17 protein-coding genes are annotated in these 16,969 nt (G+C 58.4%); all 17 read right to left on the bottom strand.

What is annotated here, in order from left to right:
* Positions 1 to 10: 10 nt before the first annotated feature.
* Positions 11 to 979 carry a cytoskeleton protein RodZ gene (rodZ, locus tag I6L47_RS00835; protein WP_216948426.1) on the bottom strand — a complete coding sequence of 323 codons (969 nt, stop codon included), beginning with the start codon at positions 977 to 979 and terminating at the stop codon, positions 11 to 13.
* Complete coding sequence (tapF, locus tag I6L47_RS00830) at positions 969 to 1,760, bottom strand: PilW family type IVa pilus biogenesis/stability lipoprotein TapF (protein ID WP_085943024.1); 792 nt, start codon at positions 1,758 to 1,760, stop codon at positions 969 to 971. The genes rodZ and tapF overlap by 11 nt, the downstream gene beginning before the upstream one ends.
* Positions 1,761 to 1,771: 11 nt before the next feature.
* Complete coding sequence (locus I6L47_RS00825) at positions 1,772 to 2,875, bottom strand: bifunctional tRNA (adenosine(37)-C2)-methyltransferase TrmG/ribosomal RNA large subunit methyltransferase RlmN (protein WP_216948425.1); 1,104 nt, start codon at positions 2,873 to 2,875, stop codon at positions 1,772 to 1,774.
* Between the two features lie 167 nt (positions 2,876 to 3,042).
* Complete coding sequence (gene ndk / locus I6L47_RS00820; protein WP_005333805.1) at positions 3,043 to 3,471, bottom strand: nucleoside-diphosphate kinase; 429 nt, start codon at positions 3,469 to 3,471, stop codon at positions 3,043 to 3,045.
* A gap of 267 nt (positions 3,472 to 3,738) precedes the next feature.
* Positions 3,739 to 5,022, bottom strand: a complete 1,284-nt coding sequence (pepB, locus tag I6L47_RS00815) for an aminopeptidase PepB (RefSeq protein WP_005359802.1) — start codon at positions 5,020 to 5,022, stop codon at positions 3,739 to 3,741.
* The gene (pepB, locus tag I6L47_RS00810) at positions 5,019 to 6,323 is read right to left on the bottom strand and encodes an aminopeptidase PepB (protein ID WP_005344851.1); all 1,305 of its coding nucleotides are present in this window, start codon (positions 6,321 to 6,323) and stop codon (positions 5,019 to 5,021) included. The genes pepB (I6L47_RS00815) and pepB (I6L47_RS00810) overlap by 4 nt, the downstream gene beginning before the upstream one ends.
* Before the next feature lie 173 nt (positions 6,324 to 6,496).
* On the bottom strand, positions 6,497 to 6,835 hold the full coding sequence (fdx, locus tag I6L47_RS00805) for an ISC system 2Fe-2S type ferredoxin (RefSeq protein WP_005333808.1): 339 nt from the start codon (positions 6,833 to 6,835) through the stop codon (positions 6,497 to 6,499).
* Position 6,836: 1 nt separating this feature from the next.
* A complete protein-coding gene (gene hscA / locus I6L47_RS00800; RefSeq protein WP_216948424.1) occupies positions 6,837 to 8,684 on the bottom strand; it encodes a Fe-S protein assembly chaperone HscA in 1,848 nt (615 codons plus the stop codon).
* Positions 8,685 to 8,712: 28 nt separating this feature from the next.
* Entirely contained in the window at positions 8,713 to 9,231 is a 519-nt protein-coding gene (gene hscB / locus I6L47_RS00795; RefSeq protein WP_005351031.1) for a co-chaperone HscB, read from the bottom strand.
* Between the two features lie 118 nt (positions 9,232 to 9,349).
* The gene (gene iscA, locus I6L47_RS00790; RefSeq protein ID WP_005333812.1) at positions 9,350 to 9,673 is read right to left on the bottom strand and encodes an iron-sulfur cluster assembly protein IscA; all 324 of its coding nucleotides are present in this window, start codon (positions 9,671 to 9,673) and stop codon (positions 9,350 to 9,352) included.
* 15 nt (positions 9,674 to 9,688) lie between these two features.
* On the bottom strand, positions 9,689 to 10,072 hold the full coding sequence (iscU, locus tag I6L47_RS00785; protein ID WP_005333813.1) for a Fe-S cluster assembly scaffold IscU: 384 nt from the start codon (positions 10,070 to 10,072) through the stop codon (positions 9,689 to 9,691).
* Positions 10,073 to 10,113: 41 nt separating this feature from the next.
* Positions 10,114 to 11,328 (bottom strand): IscS subfamily cysteine desulfurase, encoded by a 1,215-nt coding sequence (locus I6L47_RS00780; protein ID WP_013723838.1) that lies wholly within the window; start codon positions 11,326 to 11,328, stop codon positions 10,114 to 10,116.
* Between the two features lie 53 nt (positions 11,329 to 11,381).
* Positions 11,382 to 11,885 carry a Fe-S cluster assembly transcriptional regulator IscR gene (gene iscR, locus I6L47_RS00775; protein WP_026035025.1) on the bottom strand — a complete coding sequence of 168 codons (504 nt, stop codon included), beginning with the start codon at positions 11,883 to 11,885 and terminating at the stop codon, positions 11,382 to 11,384.
* A gap of 92 nt (positions 11,886 to 11,977) precedes the next feature.
* On the bottom strand, positions 11,978 to 12,700 hold the full coding sequence (gene trmJ, locus I6L47_RS00770; RefSeq protein ID WP_047434362.1) for a tRNA (cytosine(32)/uridine(32)-2'-O)-methyltransferase TrmJ: 723 nt from the start codon (positions 12,698 to 12,700) through the stop codon (positions 11,978 to 11,980).
* A 197-nt stretch (positions 12,701 to 12,897) separates the two neighbouring features.
* A complete protein-coding gene (locus tag I6L47_RS00765) occupies positions 12,898 to 13,689 on the bottom strand; it encodes a M48 family metallopeptidase (RefSeq protein ID WP_254204793.1) in 792 nt (263 codons plus the stop codon).
* 4 nt (positions 13,690 to 13,693) lie between these two features.
* Positions 13,694 to 16,606 carry a type I restriction endonuclease subunit R gene (locus I6L47_RS00760; RefSeq protein WP_254204846.1) on the bottom strand — a complete coding sequence of 971 codons (2,913 nt, stop codon included), beginning with the start codon at positions 16,604 to 16,606 and terminating at the stop codon, positions 13,694 to 13,696.
* On the bottom strand, positions 16,602 to 16,964 hold the full coding sequence (locus tag I6L47_RS22390) for a type I restriction endonuclease (protein ID WP_254204791.1): 363 nt from the start codon (positions 16,962 to 16,964) through the stop codon (positions 16,602 to 16,604). The genes I6L47_RS00760 and I6L47_RS22390 overlap by 5 nt, the downstream gene beginning before the upstream one ends.
* Between the last annotated feature and the right edge of the window lie 5 nt (positions 16,965 to 16,969).

Here is a 16,969-nt window from a genome sequence, read left to right as displayed (position 1 = left end):
GGGAAACAGATTACTCCTGCGGCAGTGAGAAGCGGGCTGTACGACCGTTGTTGTAACGGCTCATATCAAACGACTGACCCTTGTAGTCAAGCTTGACGGCCATGGGCGCGCCAATGATGAACTTCAGGGGCTCGGCGCCTTCCAGCACCAGCTCGTCGTTGGCCTTCTTCAGACCACTGAACAGGGTCTTGCCGTTAGCATCCTTCACATCCAGCCAGCAATCGGCGGTGAAGCTCATCTTCAGTTGCGGCGCAGTCGCCGGATCAACGACAGCCTCTTCAGATTCGGTGCCATTGGCGCCGGATACCGCTGCATCGGTCGCAGTGCCGACAGCCGCGCTGACATCGCTCGGGGCAACAGCCGCAGAAGCAGGCGCCAGGGTAGCAGTCGCATCGGAGACCACCGCAGGGGCAGTCACGTCCGTGGCGGCCGGTGCGATGGCTGTGCCTTCCACCGGGGCGGTGTTGATTGCATCGGGCGGCGTGATAGCAGGTTCAGCCGGAGTCGAACTGGTTGCACTCATCTCGGTGGCTGCCAGCGCTTCATCACCGGCGGAGCGGCGTGAAGTACTCTGCCACCACCAGGCGACCGAGAGCGCAATCAACACCAGGATCACCAGCCAGGTCACCACCTTGAGCCGACTGTCGTTGGCTTGCTGGCGGGAGCGACGGGAGAAGCTCTGCATGTCGATATTGTCGGGAGGAGTCAGACCCAGCTTGTCGTAAGCGGCCAGAATGGTCTCATCGGGGATCCCGACCAGCTTGGCATAGGTACGCAGATAGCCCCGAATAAAGGTATGGGAGGTGTGCTTGTCGTAGGTATCCGATTCGATAGCGGCGATCAGGGTCAGACGAAGGTGAATGCGGGACGCAACCTGTTCTCGTGTCCAGCCAAGCTGTTCACGGGCGTTGCGCAGCAATTGGCCTGGGCCTACTGCCTGGGAGTCGTCTTGGAAATCGTGTTGCTGTTCAATAGTCATTGGCTAAATAACGCTTGGCTTGTTGCGAAGTGGGATATTGCCTTACCAGCTCAGTCCCGAATTGGTGAAGTAATGCCGGCTTGTCCATCGCCTGTGCCAGCCGAAGTCTCAACCAGAGACTCTCCTCGTTCTCGTCTGACACATCGGCAAAACGGGCGAGGTAGGACTGCACATCAGGCAGCTTGCCATCTTTCATGGAAAGCTCGGCCAAGTCCAGCAATAACCCTGGATTGCGGGGATTATACCCCAAGGCCAAGCGATAGTACTCGCCTGCTTTATCATTTCTGCGATTTTGCAGCGCACAAAGTGCCGCATTTTCATAGGTATCGGCAATTTTTACATAGCCTGGCTGAATAACAGCCTGGTTGAACGCCTGATCTGCCTCGGCATACCTGCCGCGATCACAGAGGAAGGCACCATAGTTGTTCATTGCGTCAGCATTGGACGGATCCATGGCAAGGGCGTTCTTGTAATGGGTCTCGGCTGCCTTGAAATCTCCTACCTTCTGGTAGAAGTAGGCAAAACCGATCTGGATCTGGGGGTTGGAGGGGTCATACTGGAGGGCGCGGTCAAGATTGAACTTGGCCTGCTCGGCATTGCCCTGACGCAAGTACTGGATACCCAGGTCGAGGCGGGTTTGGGCAGCCGCCTTGAGGTCAGGACCCACTTCACGCTGGGTCGAGTTCTGGCCAGCGTAAGTGGTCTCGGTCACACAGCCTGGCAGCGCGCAGAGCGCTGCCACTACGATCAATGTACGTGTATCCATTCCCTGTCTATACAATGGCTTAGCATTTAAACCATTTTGACGGAAATCCCATCCTGTTGCATCCGATTTTTGATAGTTCGCTTGGTACGGTCAATCACGTCACCCACCAGCTGACCACAGGCGGCATCGATGTCATCACCACGGGTCTTGCGGATAATCACGGTGAAACCGTACTCCATCAGCACCTTGGAGAAGCGATCGATACGGCTGTTGCTCGGCTTGCCGTAAGGGTTGCCCGGGAAGGGGTTGAACGGGATCAGGTTGATCTTGCTCGGAGTGTCCTTGAGCACCTTGGCCAGCTCGTGAGCATGCTGCATATCGTCATTGATATGATCGAGCAGCACATACTCGACGGTCACCCGACCACCGTTGGCATTGGATTTGGCCAGGTAACGACGGACACCAGCGAGGAACTCCTCGATGTTGTACTTGTCGTTGATCGGCATGATCTCTGAACGCAACTTGTCGTTTGGCGCGTGCAGGGAGATAGCCAGCGCCACGTCGATCTGGTCACCCAGCTTGTCCAGCGCAGGTACCACGCCAGAGGTGGAGATGGTCACCCGGCGCTTGGAGATGCCAAAGCCGTAGTCATCCATCATAAGACGCATGGCGGGCACCACGTTGGCGAGGTTGAGCAGCGGCTCGCCCATCCCCATCATCACCACGTTGGTGATGGGACGCTTGCCACCGACCACGCGGGCCGCACGCCACACCTGACCGATGATCTCGGAGACTTTCAGATTGCGGTTGAAGCCTTGTTGGGCGGTAGAGCAAAACTTGCACTCCAGCGCACAGCCAACTTGAGAGGAGACGCAGAGGGTCGCGCGGTCATCTTCCGGGATGTAGACGGTCTCTACCTCCTGATCGCCCACCTGCAGAGCCCACTTGATGGTGCCATCGGCAGAGCGCTGCTCGCGGCTGATCTCGGGCGCCTTGATCTCGGCGATCGCCTTGAGGCGCTCTTTGAGCACCTTGTTGACGTTGGTCATCTGATCGAAATCATCACACCCAAAGTGATAGATCCACTTCATGACCTGATCTGCCCGGAATGGCTTCTCGCCCAGTTCGACGAAAAAGGCACGCATGGCATCCCGATCAAGATCCAGCAGGTTGATTTTTGTTTCGCTCATCAATGGCCTCAGTTCAAACACTTCATCAATTATTGGCTGACGACGTCAGGGGGCGGCATTGTACAAATAATGGGTCTGGCTTTCCACCTGGAGAATAGAGGGATATTGCGTAAACGGCGAAAACAACAAAGGGAGCCGAGGCTCCCTTGGGTCATCATCCACAAAAATCAGCCGCGCGGGCAGATCTCGTTGTCAGAGAAGAAGTAGGCAATTTCGCGGGCAGCGGATGCAGGTGCATCGGATCCATGCACTGCGTTTCGATCGATGCTCTCGGCATAACAGGCACGCAAGGTACCAGCCAGCGCCTCTTTCGGGTTGGTAGCCCCCATGATCTCGCGATTGCGACGGATGGCGTCTTCCCCTTCCAGCACCTGCACCATGACAGGGCCAGAGGTCATGAAGCTGACCAGATTGTCATAAAAAGGCTTGCCCTGATGCTCGGCATAGAAACCGGCAGCCTGTTCACTGCTCATATGCAGCATTTTGGATGCCACCACTTTCAAGCCTGCGCTTTCGAAACGGCTATAGATGGCACCGATCAGGTTCTTGCTGACAGCATCCGGTTTGACGATAGAGAAGGTACGTTCGATGGCCATTGATATCTTTCCTTAACTACAGAGTTTTATTGTTAGAATCCATGTTCGCTGGCGATTATACGTAAACAAAAACCGGAAAAACACACAAACAAGCAACTTTTTATTAAACATCACTCCCTTGCAATCAACATCCACACTCATCTTGACCGAGCAGAGCCGGAAAATATGTGCGCTTGCGCACGATAGTTACCTTAAGCCGCCAAAAACCCATCTTTTGTTCACAATTCGAACAGCATGAAAAAGGCACCCGAAGGTGCCTTGTCTCGCCTATTTGGCTTCCGCCAGCAAGGCCCGCGCTATGGTGCGCATCCCCAGGGTATTGGCTCCCGGCGCCCAGAGGGCATCGCCGTTGTCACTGAAGCAGGCGGCCAGATCGATATGCAACCAGCCCATCCCTTCGTTGGCAACGAAACGGGAGAGGAAACCCGCCGCGTTGGAGGCGCCACCCGGCCCGCCCCCCTTCACCGGACGGCTGTTGGCCGTGTCGGCGTAATGGGAGGGGCACTGCTGGCGGTGCCAGGGCTCCAGCGGCAGCGGCCAGGCAGGCTCATGCTCGGCATCGGCATAGGTCATGGCCCGGCTTACCAGCCCTTTATCGAGGCCAAACAGGGCATTGTAGCGCCCACCCAGCGCCATCACGGCAGCACCAGTCAGAGTCGCGGCATCGATGATCAGCGGTGCGCCGGACTCGCTCGCCAGTTGCAGACCGTCGGCCAGCACCAGCCGCCCCTCGGCATCGGTATTCACAATCTCGACCGTGGTGCCGTTCTTGTAGGTGAGGATGTCGCCCAGCTTGTAGGCGTGGCCGGAGACCAGGTTCTCGGCGCAGCAGAGGATCAGCTTCACCCGCTTGTCGAGCCCGCGCAGCATGGCCAGCGCCAGCGCACCGGTGACAATCGCCGCGCCCCCCATGTCGCACTTCATGGTGAGCATCCCCTCGGAGCTCTTCATGGAGTAGCCGCCGGAGTCAAAGGTGATCCCCTTGCCCACCAGCGCTGCCGCTACCGGCGCCTTGGGGTCACGCCCTGGGTTGAAGTCGAGCTCCAGCAATACCGGTTCGCGCGCACTGCCGCGGCCCACCTGATAGAGGCCGACCCAGCCCGCCTGTTGCAGCGCTTCGCCTTTCAAAATACGATGACTCACCTTGTCCGGCGCCAGCTCGGTAATAAAGGAGGCCGCTTCCACCGCCAGCTCCAGCGGGCCCAACTGCTCCGGGGTGGCATTGGTCATCTCGCGCACCCAGCGGCCGCAGAGCCAACGCGCTTCCAGCTCCTCTCTGTCCTCTTCCGAGGACATGGCCCACTGCAGTTGCACCTCCGCCTTGGGGGTTTGCAGCCCTTGGGCAAAAGCCCACTGCTGTTCACGCTCCCAGTGACCAGCCAGGGTCACTTTCTGGATCCCTTGCTGGCAGAGGCGACGGGCCGCCTGCTGGATATCGAGCAGCGGATTGGCCGTCACCAGATGGATCACCATGCCGTCGGCACGGTGAGAGAGCAGCGCCCCCTCCCCCCACTCGGCCGGTGCAAATTCACGACTCAGCCAGACATTCATGCGGTCACCTCCTGCAGCCAGCGTGCGATGGTACGCAGACCGTGCCCCTTGGCGCCGGTCGCCCAGAGATCATTGCCCGATTTCTGATAAGAGGCTGCCAGATCCAGGTGCACCCAGCCTTTGCCCTCATCGCGCACGAAGCGGGAAAGGAACGCTGCAGCCGTGGTGGCACCGGCCGTGCCTTCGGCTGAGGCGACGTTGCCCAGATCGGCAAAGGCCGAGGTGAGCTGGCTGGCATGCCAGGGTTCCAGCGGCAGCGCCCACGCCTGTTCGTTTTCCACCTTGGCGGCGGCCAGCGCACGCAGCTGTTCGGTCTCATCGAGGGCAAACACCGCATTGTAGTCGCGGCCCAGCGCCATCTTGGCGGCGCCGGTCAGGGTGGCTGCGTCAAGGATATAAGCTGCACCGCTGTCGGAGGCCGCCATCAGGCCATCGGCCAGTACCAGACGACCTTCCGCATCGGTGTTCTGGATCTCGACCGAGATGCCGTTCTTGTAGGTGAGGATGTCGCCCAGCTTGAAGGCGTGGCCGGAGACCAGGTTCTCGGCGCAGCAGAGAATGAGCTTCACCCGCTGGTTCAGGCCGCGGCTGATAGCCAGCGCCAGTGCGCCAGTCACCATGGCTGCGCCCCCCATGTCGGACTTCATCGGCAGCATGTTGTCAGAGGACTTCATGGAGTAGCCGCCAGAATCAAAAGTGATCCCCTTGCCCACCAGCGCCGCCACCACGGGCGCATTGCGATCACCGGTCGGGTTGTAGTCGAGCTCCAGCAGCACAGGCTCGCGCTCGCTGCCACGGCCAACCGACCAGATCCCGATATGGCCGGACTCGCGCAGCGCTTCACCGGCGGTGATGCGGGCAGTAACCTGATCCCCAGCCAGACCACGAATGAGCAACAGGGCCGATTCCGCCAGACTCATGGGGTAGATCTCTTCCGGACAGCCATTGGTGATGTCACGTACCCAGCGAGCCGCCTTGAGCAGTGCATCCAGTTCACGGGCGTCCGCATCGCTCTGCTGGCCAAAATCCAGTTCACGCGCTCCCTTGGCGGCGTAGAACCCCTGGGCGAACGCGTAGCGACGCTCCAGATCCCAGCCTTCACCGACCAGCGTCACCCGCTTGATCCCGCTCGATTCGAGGCGACGGGCGGCGCGCTGAACGGTGCGCAGAACATCCTTCTGCTGACCGGCGGCACCAAGATGGATCAGTGCCTCGTCGCCATTGAAACTGAGCTGGGCGCCCTCGCCCCAATAGGCGGCCGCAGCCTGGGTGGATAACGCTACCTTCATCATGTCAGCCATCGTGTTTGCTTCCTTTTTACTGGCACTATGTATAAGCACTCTTTATGGGAAAGAGCTTATTGGCAAAGAGAGAATAACGAATACAAAAAAGGCCGTGCCCCCGAGGGTCACGGCCTTCCACCATATCACTGAAGCACCACAGGATGCTGCACGTGCAATTCACTCATGTGTAATTAATGGCGTTCAGAGGCAAGGTTCAGGGTGTACTTGGGCAGTTCCACCACCAGATCCTCGTCCGCCAATTTTGCCTGGCAACTAAGACGGGATTCCGGCTCCAGCCCCCACGCCTTGTCCAGCATGTCGTCTTCCAGCTCGTCACTTGGCTCGAGCGAGTCAAAGCCCTCGCGCACCACGCAGTGGCAGGTAGTGCAGGCACAGGATTTCTCGCAGGCATGCTCGATTTCGATACCGTTGCGCAGCGCCACATCCAGAATGGTCTCGCCGCTTTGCCCCTCGAGGGCGGCGCCATCCGGACAGAGTACGGGATGAGGAAGAATGATCAGTTTTGGCATATTACACCTTGTTGACGTTTTGTCCGGTCAGCACCTTGCGGATGGAGGCGTCCATCCGGCGGGCTGCAAACTCGCCACTGACAGCATCGGCTGCCTCAATGGCTTCTTTGATTTGATGGGTTGCGCCGCTGTTGCGCATGGTCAGCAGATGGGCGATGGCGGCATCAATCTCGGCACGCTCGGCAGCATTGAGCAGGGCATCGCCATCAGCGGCCAGCGCGGCATTGAGACTCTCGACCACCCGGTCGGCTTCAACCTGCTGCTCGGCCAGCATGCGGGCATCCATATCCTGCTGGGCGTTCTCGATGGAGGCGCTCAGCATGTTGAGGATATCCTGCTCCGCCAGCCCGTAAGAGGGCTTGACCTGGATCTCGGCCTGCACGCCGGAAGATTTCTCCATGGCGCTGACCGAGAGCAGACCATCCGCATCCACCTGGAAGGTGACGCGAATATGGGCGGCGCCGGCGGCCATCGGCGGAATGCCGGTCAGGGTAAAGCGGGCCAGGGAGCGGCAATCGGCCACCAACTCGCGTTCACCCTGTACCACGTGAATGGCCATGGCGGTCTGACCATCCTTGAAGGTGGTGAACTCCTGGGCGCGGGCAACCGGGATGGTGGTGTTGCGCGGGATCACCTTCTCGGCGAGGCCACCCATGGTCTCCAGACCCAGCGACAAGGGGATCACGTCCAGCAGCAGCATCTCGGCATCGGGCTTGTTGCCCACCAGAATATCGGCCTGGATGGCGGCGCCAATGGCGACCACCTTGTCCGGATCGATGCTGGTCAGCGGCGTGCGCTGGAAGAACTCGCCCACCAGTTCACGCACCAGCGGCACCCGGGTGGAGCCACCGACCATCACCACTTCCAGCACTTCCACCTGCTCAAGGCCCGCATCGCGCAGGGCGCGGCGACAAGCCAGCAAGGTACGTTTCACCAGCGGGGTGATGAGCTCATCAAACTGGCTGCGGCTCACTGATCCCTGCCAGCCGGCAAAGGTGCAGGGAACGCTGTCGGTATCGGTGAGGCCGTGCTTGACGGCCGCGGCCACATCCAGCAGCTCGCGCTGCAGATGGGCATCCAGCTCGCCGGAGAGGCCCGCTTGCTCCTTGATCCAGTCCGCCAGCAGGTGATCGAAATCATCGCCACCGAGGGCAGAATCACCGCCGGTCGCCATCACTTCAAACACACCGCGATGCAGACGCAGGATGGAGATATCGAAGGTACCGCCCCCCAGATCGTATACCGCGATCACCCCTTCCTGACCGGAGTCGAGGCCATAGGCAATCGCGGCCGCGGTCGGCTCGTTGAGCAAGCGCAATACGTGCAGACCGGCCAGACGGGCCGCATCCTTGGTGCCCTGACGCTGGGCATCATCGAAATAGGCGGGCACGGTAATGACCACGCCATCGAGATCGCCACCCAGGGTCTGGGCGCCACGCTCGACCAGCTTTTTGAGAATTTCGGCCGATACCTGCACCGGATTGACCAGCCCCTGACGGGTTTGCAGTTGCGGCATGCCATTGTCGGCGGCAACAAACTGGTAAGGCTGCTGGCGGGTATCGATATCGGCCAGCGCCTTGCCCATCATCCGTTTGACCGAGACGATGGTGTTGTGAGGATCGAGCGCCGCTTCGCGCTTGGCATCAATTCCGACTCGAATGGCGTCGCTTTGATAGTGCACCACTGACGGGAGCAGGTCGCGCCCTTGCTCATCGCAAAGGGTATCAGCGTGACCGCTGCGAACCGCAGCGACGAGAGAGTTGGTGGTGCCGAGATCGATGCCGACGGCACGTTTGTGCTGATGGGGAACAGCGCTCTGGCCGGGTTCGGCGATTTGCAGTAATGCCATGGGTAATGAAACTTCCAGCGTTAAAGGATCAAGACTCGAGAAGCGAGTCTTCGAATCGTTCCAGCTCTTCGAGGAGCTTGTCGACAAACTTGAGTTTGCGAACGCAATCAGCGGCAACGAGATCTCTGCCGGCGGCAAGAGACTCGGTCAGCTGCTGCATCAACATCTGGTGATCATGCCTGATCTCGCTGCGAAAATCCTTGATGGCGCGCTCAGGGTCGGCGTCATCTTTCAGATCGGCCAGACGCTCGCGCCACTCCAGCTGCTGCATCAGAAATGCGGTATCTTGCAGAGTCTGCTGTTCACCACGGATATCGGTGCCACGCAGGGAGAGCAGATATTCGGCACGGCGCAGCGGCGCCTTGAGGGTGGTGAATGCTTCGTTGATCTGGGCGGCACGTTGCACCGCAGCCAGCTGCTCCCGTTCGGGGGCGGTGGCAAAACGATCAGGATGAAATTGGGTTTGCAGCTGGCGGTAGGTATCAGCCAACTGACGGGTATCGAGCTCGAAGCCTTCAACCAGCCCAAACAGCTCGAAATGATTCATGCAAACCTCTTGGAAACGTTCGCCACAACCTCACTCGCCCCTGGCAAATAAGATGTGGTTGAACGGGTCATGGGCGACCCGCTCAACCACAGACGAAGGATCATTGACGTCAAACATCTCAGACACTGAAGCTTTCGCCGCAACCACACTCGCCTTTGGCGTTGGGATTGTTGAACTGGAAGCCCTCGTTGAGGCCCTCCTTGACGAAATCCAGCTCGGTGCCATCCAGATGGATCAGGCTCTTGGCATCAACAATAATCTTGACGCCCTGCTGCTCGAACACCTGATCCTCATCGGTCAGTTCATCAACGAACTCAAGCACGTAGGCCAGACCGGAGCAGCCGGTGGTTTTGACGCCGAGGCGCAGGCCAATGCCCTTGCCCCGGTTAGCCAGAAAAGAGGAAACCCGTGCCGCGGCGGCATCTGTCATGGTAATAGCCATACTGCTCTCCGGCGCTTAGAGACCTTTCTTCTGCTTGTAATCGGCGATGGCGGCCTTGATGGCGTCCTCGGCCAGAATGGAGCAGTGGATCTTCACCGGTGGCAGGGCCAACTCTTCGGCGATATCGGTGTTCTTGATGCCAGCCGCTTCGTCCAGGGTCTTGCCCTTGACCCATTCGGTCACCAGGGAGCTGGAGGCGATGGCGGAACCGCAACCGTAGGTCTTGAACTTGGCATCTTCGATGATGCCTTCGTCGCTGATCTTCAATTGCAGCTTCATCACGTCGCCACAGGCGGGCGCACCGACCATGCCGGTTGCAACGCTGGGATCATTCTTGTCGAAACCACCGACGTTGCGAGGATTCTCGTAGTGGTCGATTACTTTTTCACTGTAAGCCATATTTCACTCCTGCTAATTCTGTTGCTCACTGACCAGATAGATCAGTGATGAGCCCATTCGACCGTGTTCAGATCGACGCCGTCTTTGTACATCTCCCACAAAGGGGACATCTCGCGCAGACGACCGATGGAGTCACGAATAAGCTTGACCGCGTAGTCAATCTCTTCCTCGGTGGTGAAGCGACCCATGCTGAAACGGATGGAGCTGTGTGCCAGCTCGTCGTTCAGACCCAGTGCGCGCAGCACATAGGAAGGTTCCAGGCTGGCGGAGGTACAGGCCGAACCGGAAGAGACTGCCAAATCTTTCAGCGCCATGATGAGGGATTCCCCTTCCACATAGGCAAAGCTGACGTTGAGGTTACCCGGAACACGTTGCTCCAGATCGCCATTGATGTAGACGGCTTCAATATCCTTGATGCCATTCCACAGACGCTGGCGCAGAGCCAAGATGCGCTCGCCTTCACTCACCATCTCTTCTTTGGCGATGCGGAAAGCTTCGCCCATCCCGACGATCTGGTGGGTCGGCAGAGTACCGGAACGCATGCCGCGCTCGTGGCCGCCACCGTGCATCTGGGCTTCCAGACGAACGCGGGGTTTACGGCGAACAAACAGTGCACCGATCCCTTTCGGACCATACACCTTGTGCGCAGAGACGGAGAGCAGGTCCACTTTCAGTGCTTCCACATCTACCGGGATCTTGCCCACACTCTGAACGGCATCCACGTGCAGCAGGATCTTGCGGGAACGGCACAACTCGCCGATGGCGGCAATGTTCTGAACCACGCCGATTTCGTTGTTCACATGCATGATGCTGACCAAGATGGTGTCATCACGCATGGCATTCTCAATCATCTCGATAGTGAACAGGCCGTTTGGCATCGGCTCAAGATAGGTCACCTCGAACCCTTCACGCTCCAGCTGGCGACAGGTATCGAGCACCGCCTTGTGTTCGGTCTTGGAGGTGATGATGTGCTTGCCCTTGCTGGCATAGAAGTGGGCAACACCCTTGATGGCCAGGTTATTGGATTCGGTCGCACCGGAAGTGAAGACGATCTCGCGGGGATCGGCACCGATCAGATCTGCCACTTGATTACGGGCCAGATCCACCGCCTCTTCGGCTTGCCAGCCAAAACGGTGAGAACGGGAAGCCGGATTGCCGAACAGGCCATCCATGGTGAGACACTGCATCATTTTTTCTGCGACACGCGGGTCCACCGGACAGGTTGCCGAATAATCAAGGTAAATAGGCAGTTTCATGTTTTTCTCCGTCACAGTCCGGGTCATACAGAGTCCCGCTGTGGAAAGCACGTTTATAGTTGGACTTTCAAGCTCACATCGCCGTGTTCTGCCCGATCAACCAGGGACAACACGGTCTTCATTTGTTCATCTTGCTTGCCGGCAATCCGGCGCACATCGGCCTGGCGTACCAGCTCGGCCAAGGTAATATCCCCGAGGAAGCTGGAGATCCGCTCACTCAGGTCGCGCCACAAGGAGTGAGTCAGACACTGGGTACCACCGTGGCAACCGCCCTTGCCGAGGCACTTGGTGGCATCGACCGACTCATCGACCGCGGTGATCACCTGACCAACCGAAATCTCGCCTGGGGCCAACCCGAGGCGATAACCACCACCCGGGCCACGCACGCTGCTCACCAGACCATGTTTACGCAGGCGGGCAAAGAGCTGCTCGAGATAGGACAACGAGATGCCCTGGCGCTCGGAAATATCGGCAAGGGGGACGGGCCCCTGCTCTGCATGCAGCGCCACGTCGAGCATGGCGGTTACAGCGTAACGTCCTTTTGAAGTCAGTCTCATGTGCCTTACCGTCTTGCGAAGCAATTTAATGGGGCACATGGTCACATACCCGACCAAATCAGTCAAGTATATAGTTGAGTAAATCAGTCGGATTAATCCGGTACGCGCGCTTTCTGCACCGAGGTCAGAATACCGCGCAGAATGTTGAGCTCCGCCGCTTCCGGCCGAGCCCGATTGAACAAGCGACGCAGCTTGCTCATCACATGACCCGGATGGTCATCGGCAATAAAACCGGTCTTCATCAGGGTTTGTTCCAGGTGCTGATAGAACCCTTCCAGCTGGGCGGCACTCGGATAGACCATCTCGTCTTCAGGCTCGGCGGCCTGCCCCTGCAGCCAGCGCATCCGCACTTCGTAGCAGAGAGTCTGCACCGCCATGGCCAGATTGAGGGAGCTGTAATCGGGATTGGCCGGAATGGCCACGTGGTAGTGGCACTTTTGCAATTCGTCGTTGGTGAGACCCGTGCGTTCACGGCCAAACACCAGCGCGACCGGGTGCTGCATCCCCTCGACTACCGACTTTTCGCCGGCCTCACGGGGATCGAGCATGGGCCAGCTCAGGGTTCGCGAGCGGGCGCTGGTGCCAATCACCAAACCACAATCGGCGATCGCGTCGTCCAGAGTCGGGACGATACGGGCATTGGCAAGCACATCGCTGGCACCAGCCGCCAGGGCGAAGGCATTGTCATCCGGCAAGGCTTGCGGATCAACCAATACCAGCTGGGTCAACCCCATGGTCTTCATGGCACGTGCCGCAGACCCCATGTTGCCGGTATGAGAGGTGTTTACCAAAACGATACGAATCTGATCCAACATGCCCAGTCAATCTTCAGTCAAAAATGGCGCGTAATTGTAACATAAGAGAACACAATGTTGGCACCGTAAAGCTGAATGAATCGCCCTCAGTTGATTCTATTCAGGCTGCATTGATTTATAAAACAACGCCATCCACACCAAAAAACAGCCCGGCAAGGGTGGCCTGCCGGGCTGTGGGTGACTGACGAGCTGATAACTCACGTCAACAAGCGGTTAGCCATGCCATCCAGCTTCGCTTTGGTCTTTTCCCAACCGGGCATCACCTGACCCATCAGCCGGTAAAAGTGCTCGCTGTGGTTGTGCTCGGCAATATGGCAGAGCTCGTGCAGGATCACGTAATCGATACACTCGCGGGGCGCTTTGACCAGATGCGGGTTAAGCGTGATCCGGCCATTGGGGGAACAACTGCCCCACTGGGTCTGCATGGTCAGGATGCGCAGTGGCGGACGCTCGGTGACCCAGATGGCCTGATCGAGCATGGCATTGAGTCGTCTGGCAAACACCTCCCTGGCACGAGCCTTGTACCAGTCAGCGAGCAGTGCCTGGACTTTCTCGGCTCTCTTTGCGCTATCAGTGACTAGGCTCCTGACCGACACCTCCAACTTGCCACGCAGCATTTTGACCCCCTGCACAGCATCAGGTGCCGCTATCACCTTGAGCAGGTACTGCTTGCCGAGGTAATAATGACTTTCCCCACTGATGTACTGGCGTGAGGTGACGTGCTCCAACTGCTGGCGAAAGTCGCGTAACTGTTCGTAGATCCAGCGTCCGCGCTGCTTGACCGCTGCGAAAACCGCATCATCAGCCGCCTCACGCGGGGCCGAGACCACGACGCGGCAATCGGGATGCACCTTGATAAGCACCTTGCCGCTAGCCTGTCTCCGTTGCACCCGCTCGAAGGCGATCAGCTCATCGCCATAGCGAAAGCGAAAGGATGGAGCTGGAGCCTGGGCCTGAGCATCGCCCTTGGCCCGAATAGGCACATTCATCTGATCAGACTCCGCTCAAGCCGACTCGGGTGATCTGCACCACCATCTCGACGATCTTCTTGGCCTGCTCCATACCACTGCCGATGTTTTTGCACTCCTGGAACATGCGTGGCAACAGTTGCTTGCGAATACCCGCCTCGATGTTCTGCGGGTTGATGGAGTGCTCGGCCACCGATGCATCAACGACCGTATCGATCTCAAAGGCCAGCTTTATCCACTTCTCCTGTACTTGGCTGTCGGTAATGGCGAACACCTCCGGCAGTACCTTTTTGAACACGCCAAAGTAGGCCTGAGCATTGCGATGCCCAGCAAAGACGTCAGGTATGTCACTCAGGCGGCGCTCCTGCACCTGCTCTTCGAACTCCCGAAACAGCATGTACTGCTTGAGCGGGTGATCGAACAGCTTCTCTGCCTCCTCGATAGCTTGGCGCAGCAGCTTGGAGAAGGCTTCCTGGGCGTAAGGGTCATCACGTAGCTCCTGCTCAATCATGCGGGTGACGCGAGTCTTGATGATGTCGGTCTCGTTGCGGGTCTTGTTCTCGCTCCACTCTTCTGGCTGCTTTTGGCCCATCTTGCCGACTTCATAGACGCCACCAGGCTCTTTAACCTCTACCCCGACCACATGCTTATCCAGCAGCTTCTTCACCTGCTCGGCATATTCGTCGTAGTCCACCTTCTCACCTGCATCCTGTTGCACCAGTTGACGCAGGCTGGAGAGCTGTTTCACCGTCTCCTTGTAGTGACGGCGATCCGCCTCGCTAAAGGCGCTGTCCTCGAAGAAAGAGGCCGATTGCAACGCCACTTTCAGGCAACTGGCAAACGCCGTGAGCGCCTCGTAGAAGTCTTCTCGCACCTTGAGGTGCACATCCACCAGTTCGCCGTCCAGTTCCTCCATCTTGGGCACCAGTACTTGGCGCAGTTGCTCGATATCCTGCTTGTTCTTCACCCCGGCGAAGATGTTCCACAGGGTCTGGTAGAGCTGCGGCAAGCGCTTGTACTCGGTGCCCATCTGGTTGTAGAGGCCTTTGAGATCGTCAACGTCATAGCCGCCTTGGGTGCGGGAAGCGAGATCCTGATACTTGCCGATGGTGGTATCCAGCTCGGATAAGATGCCGCGATAGTCGATAAGCAGACCAAATTTCTTCTTCGGGTGCAGCCGGTTGACCCGTGCAATGGCCTGGATCAGGTTGTGCTCTTTGAGTGGCTTGTCGATATAGAGCACTGTGTTCTTTGGTTCATCGAAGCCGGTCAGCAACTTGTCCACCACGACCAGCAACTTGAGGGGATCATTCTCATCGGCAAAACGCTCGATAAGCGCCTTGGAATACACCTGCTCATCCTGAGTGCCGACATTATCCTTCCACCACTGGGTAACCAGCGGTGTGGTCGATTCATCCACCTCGGTGTTGCCTTCCCGGCTGTCGGGCGGACTCATCACCACCGCCGACTCGAACAGCCCCGCCTCGTCGAGGTACTTTTTATAGAGCACCGCCGATGCCTTGCTATCGCAGGCCAGCTGGCCCTTGAGCCCCTCGACAATGTGGTTTGAAAAGTGACTGGCGATATCGAACGCAATCAGCTTGATGCGATCCTCCGCGCTGTAGATCTCGCCCTTGCGGGCAAATTTGCGTTTCAGATCGGCCTGCTGCTGCTCGTTTAACCCCAGGGTGATACGCTCAAACCAGCTGTCGATGGCCCGCTCGTTGACCTCCAGATCGGGGATGCGCTCCTCATAGAGCAGCGGCGTCACCGTTTTGTCCTCGACCGCCCGCTGCATGGTGTAGGCATGGACGATGGGGCCAAACTTGTTGGTGGTCTTGTCATCCTTGAGCAGCGGTGTGCCGGTAAAGGCGACAAAGGCGGCATTGGGCAGCGCCTGCTTCATGCGGATATGGTTCTCGCCGCCCTGGCTGCGGTGGCCCTCATCGATCAGCACGATGAGATCCGGGCTCTTATTGATGCATTCAGGCAACTTGGTGGCTGAGTTGAACTTCTGAATAAGCGAGAAGATGATCCGCTCGCTGCCCTTACCGATCTGCTCGGCCAACCGCTTGCCCGAAGTAGCCATGGCCGCTTCTTTATCTTTCTTGCCCGCGAGTTCACCGCTGGAGGCAAAGGTCTTGCTGAGCTGGCTCTCCAGATCCACCCGGTCGGTAACCACCAGCAGGCGACACTGTTTCAAACTATCGTGCAGGATCAGCGCCTTGCTGAGGAACACCATGGTGAACGACTTGCCCGAACCAGTGGTGTGCCAGATCACCCCACCTTCTCTCCCGCCATCGGGGCGTTTCTGGTTGATACGCTCGATTAACCGCTTGATGCCAAACACCTGCTGGTAGCGGGCGACTATCTTGCCCGCCTTCTTGTCAAACAGGGTGAACAGGCGGGTCATCTCCAGCAGCCGATCCGGGGAGAGCAGGCTGATTAGCAGCCGATCCTGATCACTGACCGCCAGCTCACCAGCCGCAACCAGCGACTGATACCAGTCCAGATCGGCGGCGGGTCGGTGGCTAAACAGGGCAGAGAGTTGTTCAGATGAAAGCGGCTGATTCTTGATGGCTGTCATCTCACCATCACCTATGTCCTCCTCACGCCAGGCGGCCCAGAACTTCTCCGGCGTACCGCAGGTGCCATATCGCCCCTCGATGCCATTGATGGAGAGCAGTAACTGGCTGTAGGCAAACAGCAGCGGGATCTCGTCGGGGCGCTGGTTGCGCAGGCTTTGAGAGATCCCCTCCTTGATGGTCGGCCCTTTTTTGGCGTTGCCATCCGGGCGCTTGGCCTCAATCACCACCAAGGGCAAGCCATTGACGAAGCAGACGATATCCGGGCGACGCGACTCGATGCCGCCTGCGCGAGTAACCCGAAACTCTTCGGTGAAGGTGAAGCGGTTATTCTGCGGGTTGTGCCAGTCAATAAGGGGGGATGGTTGGGCTCACCTTCTTGCCATCAACAAACTCGGTGACGGACATGCCATAGAGCAAGTGGTTATAGAGCCGCTCGTTGGCCGCCTGCAATCCTTCATTCAGGGCCGGGCTACACAGCTCGCTCACCAGATTGTCCACTGACTTAGGGGAAAGCGGATAGGCTTTGCCCGCAAACACAAAGGTGCGCTCGGCCAGTACGCTGCGTAGCTGTTGACGCTGCACCACCTGATCGGCCTTGCCATCCCGCGCCGCCAACGCCTGTTCAGGGGAGAGGAAAGTCCAGCCCAACTGGGTCAGCAGGGTCAGGGCTGGGATCTTGGCGCTGTACTCTTCTTGAAATTTCGGCAAGGCCT

Origin of the sequence: Aeromonas sp. FDAARGOS 1417 (genome assembly GCF_019046985.1) — a bacterium.
Lineage (GTDB): Bacteria > Pseudomonadota > Gammaproteobacteria > Enterobacterales > Aeromonadaceae > Aeromonas > Aeromonas veronii.
This window is presented reverse-complemented; position numbering and strand designations above follow the sequence as displayed.

Excerpts from the sequence above, each read along its gene's own strand:
- rodZ (WP_216948426.1), bottom strand. The coding sequence starts at position 979 with ATGACTATTGAACAGCAACACGATTTCCAAGACGACTCCCAGGCAGTA.
- I6L47_RS00825 (WP_216948425.1), bottom strand. The coding sequence starts at position 2,875 with ATGAGCGAAACAAAAATCAACCTGCTGGATCTTGATCGGGATGCCATG.
- ndk (WP_005333805.1), bottom strand. The coding sequence starts at position 3,471 with ATGGCCATCGAACGTACCTTCTCTATCGTCAAACCGGATGCTGTCAGC.
- pepB (WP_005359802.1), bottom strand. The coding sequence starts at position 5,022 with ATGAATGTCTGGCTGAGTCGTGAATTTGCACCGGCCGAGTGGGGGGAG.
- pepB (WP_005344851.1), bottom strand. The coding sequence starts at position 6,323 with ATGGCTGACATGATGAAGGTAGCGTTATCCACCCAGGCTGCGGCCGCC.
- fdx (WP_005333808.1), bottom strand. The coding sequence starts at position 6,835 with ATGCCAAAACTGATCATTCTTCCTCATCCCGTACTCTGTCCGGATGGC.
- hscA (WP_216948424.1), bottom strand. The coding sequence starts at position 8,684 with ATGGCATTACTGCAAATCGCCGAACCCGGCCAGAGCGCTGTTCCCCAT.
- hscB (WP_005351031.1), bottom strand. The coding sequence starts at position 9,231 with ATGAATCATTTCGAGCTGTTTGGGCTGGTTGAAGGCTTCGAGCTCGAT.
- iscA (WP_005333812.1), bottom strand. The coding sequence starts at position 9,673 with ATGGCTATTACCATGACAGATGCCGCCGCGGCACGGGTTTCCTCTTTT.
- iscU (WP_005333813.1), bottom strand. The coding sequence starts at position 10,072 with ATGGCTTACAGTGAAAAAGTAATCGACCACTACGAGAATCCTCGCAAC.
- I6L47_RS00780 (WP_013723838.1), bottom strand. The coding sequence starts at position 11,328 with ATGAAACTGCCTATTTACCTTGATTATTCGGCAACCTGTCCGGTGGAC.
- iscR (WP_026035025.1), bottom strand. The coding sequence starts at position 11,885 with ATGAGACTGACTTCAAAAGGACGTTACGCTGTAACCGCCATGCTCGAC.
- trmJ (WP_047434362.1), bottom strand. The coding sequence starts at position 12,700 with ATGTTGGATCAGATTCGTATCGTTTTGGTAAACACCTCTCATACCGGC.
- I6L47_RS00765 (WP_254204793.1), bottom strand. The coding sequence starts at position 13,689 with ATGAATGTGCCTATTCGGGCCAAGGGCGATGCTCAGGCCCAGGCTCCA.